6 protein-coding genes are annotated in these 6,256 nt (G+C 72.7%); 4 read left to right on the top strand and 2 right to left on the bottom strand.

Annotated elements, in window-relative coordinates; translation table 11 throughout:
• Window positions 1–81: 81 nt before the first annotated feature.
• Both ACFSOX_RS23515 and prpB read right to left on the bottom strand, forming a co-directional pair.
• Window positions 82–921 carry an IclR family transcriptional regulator gene (locus ACFSOX_RS23515; RefSeq protein ID WP_378480252.1) on the bottom strand — a complete coding sequence of 280 codons (840 nt, stop codon included), beginning with the start codon at window positions 919–921 and terminating at the stop codon, window positions 82–84.
• Window positions 922–984: 63 nt separating this feature from the next.
• Window positions 985–1,938, bottom strand: coding sequence for a methylisocitrate lyase (prpB, locus tag ACFSOX_RS23510; RefSeq protein ID WP_378480251.1), 954 nt, complete (start codon window positions 1,936–1,938; stop codon window positions 985–987).
• Between the two features lie 348 nt (window positions 1,939–2,286).
• Here prpB and prpF point away from each other — a divergent pair, with 348 nt between their 5' ends.
• The 4 genes from prpF to ACFSOX_RS23490 are packed head-to-tail and all read left to right on the top strand — an operon-like array spanning window position 2,287 to window position 6,040.
• On the top strand, window positions 2,287–3,474 hold the full coding sequence (gene prpF, locus ACFSOX_RS23505; protein ID WP_378480250.1) for a 2-methylaconitate cis-trans isomerase PrpF: 1,188 nt from the start codon (window positions 2,287–2,289) through the stop codon (window positions 3,472–3,474).
• Between the two features lie 32 nt (window positions 3,475–3,506).
• Window positions 3,507–4,496, top strand: coding sequence for a Bug family tripartite tricarboxylate transporter substrate binding protein (locus ACFSOX_RS23500; RefSeq protein ID WP_378480249.1), 990 nt, complete (start codon window positions 3,507–3,509; stop codon window positions 4,494–4,496).
• Between the two features lie 60 nt (window positions 4,497–4,556).
• Window positions 4,557–5,348 (top strand): alpha/beta fold hydrolase, encoded by a 792-nt coding sequence (locus tag ACFSOX_RS23495; RefSeq protein ID WP_378480248.1) that lies wholly within the window; start codon window positions 4,557–4,559, stop codon window positions 5,346–5,348.
• A gap of 2 nt (window positions 5,349–5,350) precedes the next feature.
• On the top strand, window positions 5,351–6,040 hold the full coding sequence (locus ACFSOX_RS23490; RefSeq protein WP_378480247.1) for a polysaccharide deacetylase family protein: 690 nt from the start codon (window positions 5,351–5,353) through the stop codon (window positions 6,038–6,040).
• Window positions 6,041–6,256: the final 216 nt, after the last annotated feature.

The following is a 6,256-nucleotide window of genomic DNA, read 5'->3' as shown; positions in this document are numbered from 1 at the left end:
AGAAATTTCATCCGACACGCAGGCTATGCACCAACGTGAGCGAAAACCGGTCTAGGACAGCCGGACCGAACTCCGTCCCTCTCACCCCCGGCGCGCCGTGCGGGGGGCCGAAACCGGAACCGAGAGACCGGGGCTGCGGCCCTGGCCGAAGCGGCGCGAGATCTGCTGGGCATAGTCCTTCAGGGCCGCGACGGTCTCGTCCTCGGGCTCGCCGGGCAGGAACTGGATCGAGCCGACGATCGCCAGCGCGCCGATGCAGATGTCGCGCTCGTCGAAGATCGGCGCCGCCATCACGTTGACGCCGAGCAGCACCTCCTCGGGCGCCGCCGCGAAGCCCTGGCGGGCGATCCGCACCAGCTCGGCCTCGAGCCGGTCGCGCGCGACGATGGTGTGCTCGGTGAAGCGCTCGAGCTTGCGCGAGAGGATGCGCTCCTGCACGGGCCGCGGCGCGAAGGCGAGCAGCACCTTGCCCTGGGCGGAGGCGTGGAACGGCAGCTCGCTGCCCGGCCGCACGCCGATCTCGATCGGCGAGGTCGAGGCGAGCGTGGTCAGCACCAGGGCGCCGCGCGGGGTCATCGCCGACAGCACGACGGTGTGGCCGAGGCGGTCGCGCAGCTCGCGCATCGGCCCTTCGGCGACCTGGATCAGGTCGGCGTCGGGCGCGAAGCGGGCGAGCAGCCGGCTCTTCGGCCCGATGGCGTAGCGGGTCGTCGCCGGGTTCTGGGTGAGATAGCCGCGCTCGACCAGCGTGTGCAGATGGCGATGCACCGAGCCCTTGGTGACGTCGAGCCGATCGGCCAGCTGGGTGACGCCGAGCTCGTCGCCCGAGAAGGCGATCGCCTCCAGGACGTCGAGGGCGAGCTGCACCGAGCGGACGCCGGCGCCCGCCCGATCGTCGTCCTGGTCCGGATCTCTGGGCACGCCGTGCCTCCTCCTTGCCGGGGGCGCCCCGAGACTAGCCGCGGCGACCGGCGTTGCAAGCACTCAGCGCGGGTCGTCTCGTGGGGCGCCCGCGGCGCCGCCGGAGCCTGGCATCTGCGGGATCACGGTGGCGACGATCGAGGAATCGAGCGCCTCGTAGTCGGCGTAACCGATCGTCGCGTAGAGCTCGGCGCGCGTCTGCATCCGCGCCAGCATGGCCGAGGCGACGCCGTCGCGGGCGAGCGTCGCGTAGAGCTCCTCCTGCGCCTTGGCGGCACAGCGCAGCGCCGAGACCGGCCAGATCACGATTCTGTAGCCGAGCGCCTCGAACTCGGCCGCGGTGAGGAACGGGGTGCGGCCGAACTCGGTCATGTTGGCGAGCAGCGGGACGCCCGGCATCTTCTGCGCGAACTCGCGGAACATCTCGGGCGTGGTCAGCGCCTCCGGGAAGATCACGTCGGCGCCGGCCTCGACGTAGCGTTTCGCGCGCGCGACGGCGCCGTCGAGGCCTTCGCTCGCCGCCGCGTCGGTGCGGGCGACGATCACGAGGTCGCGGCGCGCCCGCGCGGCGGCGTGCACCTTGGCCGCCATCTCGGCCGGGTCGGCGAGCTTCTTGTCGTTGAGGTGGCCGCATTTCTTCGGCAGGAGCTGGTCCTCGATATGGACGGCGGCCGCACCGGCGTCTTCGAAGACCCGCACCATGTGCATGACGTTGAGGGCCTCGCCGTAGCCGGTGTCGCCGTCGACGAGCAGCGGCAGTCCGGAGGCGCGGGTGATCTGGCGGATGAAGAAGGCGACCTCGTCGACCGTGATGATGCCGAGATCGGGCAGGCCCATCGAGGCCGTCATGGCGGCGCCGGAGAGATACAGCGCCTCGAACCCGGCCGCCTTCGCCTGCAGGGCGGCGAGCCCGTTGTGGGCGCCCGGCATCCGGACGATCCCGGGCCGCGCCAAGAGCGCGCGCAGCCGCCGGCCGGCCGGCGCGGTGGCGAGATCGGAGGAGACGAGGTAGGTCATTCGCACACTCCCGCGGCCCGTGGTCGGCCGCATGGTCGCAGTCCAGGACGCTCTTCGGCCGCTCGACGTCCATCGCGGTGTCCGTTCGTCCCCGCGAGGGCGGGGATCCAGTGGCCGGTTCGGCGGCCGCTTCGACGGGCGGTTCGACGGGTGGCTCTGGCTTTCCGCTGTCGCGGGAATGAGCGGAGGGCGGGGCGAGCGCGTCGGGTCACGCTTTAGCGCGCTCCGTCGCGGCTGTCGACGCGGCCGACGGAGTCGTGCGGGCCGCCCCTTGCGGCGCATCGGCGACGGCGGCATGGTGGGGCGCGGCGTTCGCCGCGATCCTCGCCGAACACCGAAGGACTGCAGATGAGGGCGGCGCGCATCCCGGCCGTGTACATGCGGGGCGGCACCAGCAAAGGGGTCTTCTTCCACGCCTGCGACCTGCCGGCCGATCCGGCCGCGCGTGATCGCATCCTGCTGCGCGTCACCGGCAGCCCGGACCCCTACGGCAAGCAGATCGACGGCATGGGCGCCGCGACCTCGAGCACCAGCAAGGTGGTGCTGGTGTCCCGCTCGACGCGGCCCGACTGCGACGTCGCGTATCTGTTCGGCCAGGTGGCGATCGACGAGCCGTTGATCGACTGGTCGGGCAATTGCGGCAACCTCACCACGGCGGTCGGGCCCTTCGCGATCTCCCAAGGGCTGGTGCCGGCCGGCCCGGACGGGATCACCACGGTGCGGCTGTGGCAGGCCAATCTGGGCAAGCGCATCGTCGCCCATGTGCCGGTCCGGGATGGTGAGGTGCTGGAGGCCGGCACCTTCGCGCTCGACGGCGTCGCCTTCGACGCCGCCGAGATAAGGCTCGAGTTCATCGATCCGGGCGGCGGCGCGGCGGGCGTGCTGCCGACCGGCCGGGCGGTCGACACGCTGGAGGTGCCGGGCCTCGGTGCGGTCCAGGCGAGCCTCGTCGACGCCGGCAACCCGACCGTGATCGTCGCGGCCGCGTCGCTCGGCGTGCCGGCGGCGCTGTCGCAGGCGCAGGCGAACGGCGACGCGGAGTTCCTCGCCCGCTGCGAGGCGGTGCGGGCGGCCGGCGCGGTCGCCATGGGGCTCGCCAAGACGCCCTCGGAGGCGACGGCGAATCGCCCGGCGACGCCCAAGGTCGCGCTGGTCGGGCCGCCGGCCGCTTACGTCGCGTCGGACGGGCGCGCGGTCGCGGCCGCCGACGTCGATCTCGTCGCCCGCATGATCTCGATGGGCAAGCTGCACCACGCGCTCACCGGCACCGGCGCCGTGGCGCTCGCGGTCGCCGCGGCGCTGCCCGGCACGCTGGTGGCGGAGCTCCTCGGCGGCGTCGCGTCGGCGGACCGCATGGTGCGGCTCGGCCACGCCTCCGGCGTGCTGCCGGTCGGCGCCGCGGCCTCGACCCGCGACGGCGCCGTCACGGTCGACAAGGCGGTGCTCAGCCGCACCGCCCGCCGCCTGATGGAAGGATTCGTCTTCGTCCCCGCCGATCTGGTCGGGCGGGACGCTGCCGCATCGGCGGCCGCCTGACGGCGCCGCCTCTCTGGAAGGAGTTCGTCGCGATGGTCCTGCGCGCTCTCGCCCTCTCTCTCGCCGTCCTGTCTCTCGCCGCGGCTCTTCCCGCGCGCGCCCAGGCGCCGGCGCCGGCGGCCGAGTACCCGGCCCGCCAGGTGACGCTCGTCGTGCCGTATGCGGCCGGCGGCTTCGCCGACATTCGTGCGCGAAAAATCGCGGAGAAGCTCGGCAAGGCGCTCGACGCCACCGTGATCATCGACAACAAGACCGGCGCCGGCGGCGTGCTCGGCACCGCGGCCATCGCCAAGGCGCCGGCCGACGGCTCGGTGATCGGCATGGGCAATCTGGCGCCGCTCGCCGTCAACATCTCGCTGCTCGGCAAGCTGCCCTACGATCCGGCGACCGACGTGGTGCCGGTGATCCTGATCGAGCGCTCGCCGCTCGTCCTCTCCGCGGCGCCGAACCAGGGGCTCGCCAGCGTCGCCGACGTGATCGCCAAGGCAAAGGCGGAGCCGGGCAAGATCACCTACGGCTCGTCCGGGGTCGGCGGGGCGCATCATCTCTCCGGCGTGATGTTCGGCCGCCAGGCCGGCATCCAGATCGTCCACGTGCCCTACAAGGGCGGCGGCAACGCCGCGACCGACCTCTTGGCCGGCCATATCGCCATGATGTTCGAGATGGGCTACGCGGCGCTGCCGTCGATCGAGGCCGGCAAGATCAAGCCGCTCGCCGTCACCTCGAGCCATCGCGTGAGCCTTCTGCCGAACGTGCCGACCATGGCGGAGGCGGGGCTGCCCGGCTTCGAATCGTACAACTGGCAGGGCGTCATCGCGCCGAAGGGGACGCCGCCCGCGATCGTCGCCCGCCTCAACAAGGAGCTGAACGCGATCCTGCAGATGCCCGACGTGCGCGACAGCATCGTCTCGCAGGCGAGCGAGCCGGCCGGCGGCACGCCGGAGGAGTTCGCGGCCTTCATCAAGTCCGAGACCGCCAAGTGGGCGGAGCTGATTCGCGCCGCCAACATCAAGCCGGAGTAGCGTGCGGCGGCGGCGTGCGGCGCGCGCCGCGTCGTTCCGCCGCTCAGGAGGAGGTTGGCCATGCCGATGCTCGACCGCCCGGACGGTGCGCTCTTCTACGAGGTGACCGGGAGCGGGCCGCCGCTCGCGCTGGTGTCCGGGCTCGGCGGCCGCGGCGACTACTGGGCCGCCATCGTGCCGGTGCTGGCGCGTGCCTTCACGGTGATCCTCCACGACCACGTGGCGACCGGGCGCTCGACGTCGCGGCGCACCGTCCACACGGTCGAGGCGCTCGCCGCCGATCTCGACGCGCTGCTCGGGCATCTCGGCATCGCCCGCTGCAGCCTGGTCGGCCACTCCACCGGCGCCGCGGTCGGGCAGGTGATGGCGCAGGATTGTCCGGCGCGGCTCGACCGGCTGGTGCTGTATGCCGGCTGGGCCGGACCCGACCCGCACTTCGCCCACTGCTTCAAGGTGCGCCGCCGCCTGCTGACCGAGATCGGCGTGCCGGCCTACAACGAGGCGGGGCCCTTGTTCATGTATCCGCCGCTGTGGATCAGCCGCAACCCGGACAAGGTCGCGGCGATCGTCGCGGCCAACGACGCGGCGACCGCCAAGGCCGACGCCATCGCGGCCCGCATCGACATGATCGTCGGCTTCGACCGGCGCGCGCGCCTGGGCGAGATCGCGGTGCCGACGCTGGTCGTCTGCGCCGCCGACGATATCCTGACGCCGCCGCATCTGTCGGAGGAGCTCGCCGCCGGCATCCCGGGCGCCCGGCTCGCCACCTTGCCGTGGGGTGGCCACGCCTGCTCGCAGACGGCGCCCGAGGAGTTTCTGGCGAGCGTGCTGCCGTTCCTGCGCGGGCGCTGACCGTGGCGCGTCACATCGTCTGCCTCGGCTTCGAACTCGTCGCGTCCACCGCTGACGACACGACGGTCGGCGCCGCCCGCGTGCTCGACCTTCTGACCGACCGTGACCTCGCCGCGACCTGGTTCGTGACGGCCGCTGCGCTCGCCCGCGCCGGCGCGCTCGTCGAGCGCCTGCTGCGCGACGGCCACGAGATCGCCCTCCTGGCGCGGGGCGCCGCCGATGCCTCGGCCGTGGACGCGGGCCTCGAAGAGGTTCGACAGATCACCGGCACGGTGCCGCGCGGGTGTCGTGCCCCCGGTGGCGCACCCGCCGTGACCGGCTCGTGGCTCGCCGAGCGCGGCGTCCGCTACGACGCCTCGGGCGAGGGCCTGAGCTGGTGGCCGCGGCGGCGCGACGACGGCACCGGCGGAGCCGGTCCAGGCGTCGTCGCCATGCCGATCGTGCTGGCGCTCGGCGGCATGCCGCTGCCATCGGCCCGCGCCGTGACGCAGGACTGGTGCGACGAGCTTCTTCAGATGCGCGACGCCGTGAATTTCGGCGTGCTGACCTGCGCGATGCCGCTCACCGTCATCGCGCGCGGCGCCATGCTGCGTGCCTTCACGACCTTCCTGGACACCGCGACGGCCTGCGGCGCCGTGGTGCTCACCTTCGAGGCCGCCGCGCGCGAGGCGGCGGAGCGGATCGGGATCTGATCACGACATGGTCCCATCTCGTCATGGTGAGGAGCGATGCGAAGCATCGCGTCTCGAACCATGCGGCCACGGACGATCGCGGCCGGCGCCATGCGTCTCTGGCATGGCCCGTGCATTCAGCAGCGCCGTTGCACCCCCCTCCCTGTCCCTCCCCCACAAGGGGGCTACGGCATGCACACATTTCGGGTGGGCAAGAGCTTGTCTCGGAGGATCCAG

Origin of the sequence: Rhodoplanes azumiensis (assembly GCF_042682915.1) — a bacterium.
Taxonomy (GTDB): Bacteria; Pseudomonadota; Alphaproteobacteria; order Rhizobiales; family Xanthobacteraceae; genus Rhodoplanes; species Rhodoplanes azumiensis.
This window is presented reverse-complemented; position numbering and strand designations above follow the sequence as displayed.

What these genes read in the sequence shown, in the direction of transcription:
- prpB (WP_378480251.1), bottom strand. Translation starts at nt 1,938, where the DNA reads ATGACCTACCTCGTCTCCTCCGATCTCGCCACCGCGCCGGCCGGCCGG.
- ACFSOX_RS23495 (WP_378480248.1), top strand. Translation starts at nt 4,557, where the DNA reads ATGCCGATGCTCGACCGCCCGGACGGTGCGCTCTTCTACGAGGTGACC.
- ACFSOX_RS23500 (WP_378480249.1), top strand. Translation starts at nt 3,507, where the DNA reads ATGGTCCTGCGCGCTCTCGCCCTCTCTCTCGCCGTCCTGTCTCTCGCC.
- prpF (WP_378480250.1), top strand. Translation starts at nt 2,287, where the DNA reads ATGAGGGCGGCGCGCATCCCGGCCGTGTACATGCGGGGCGGCACCAGC.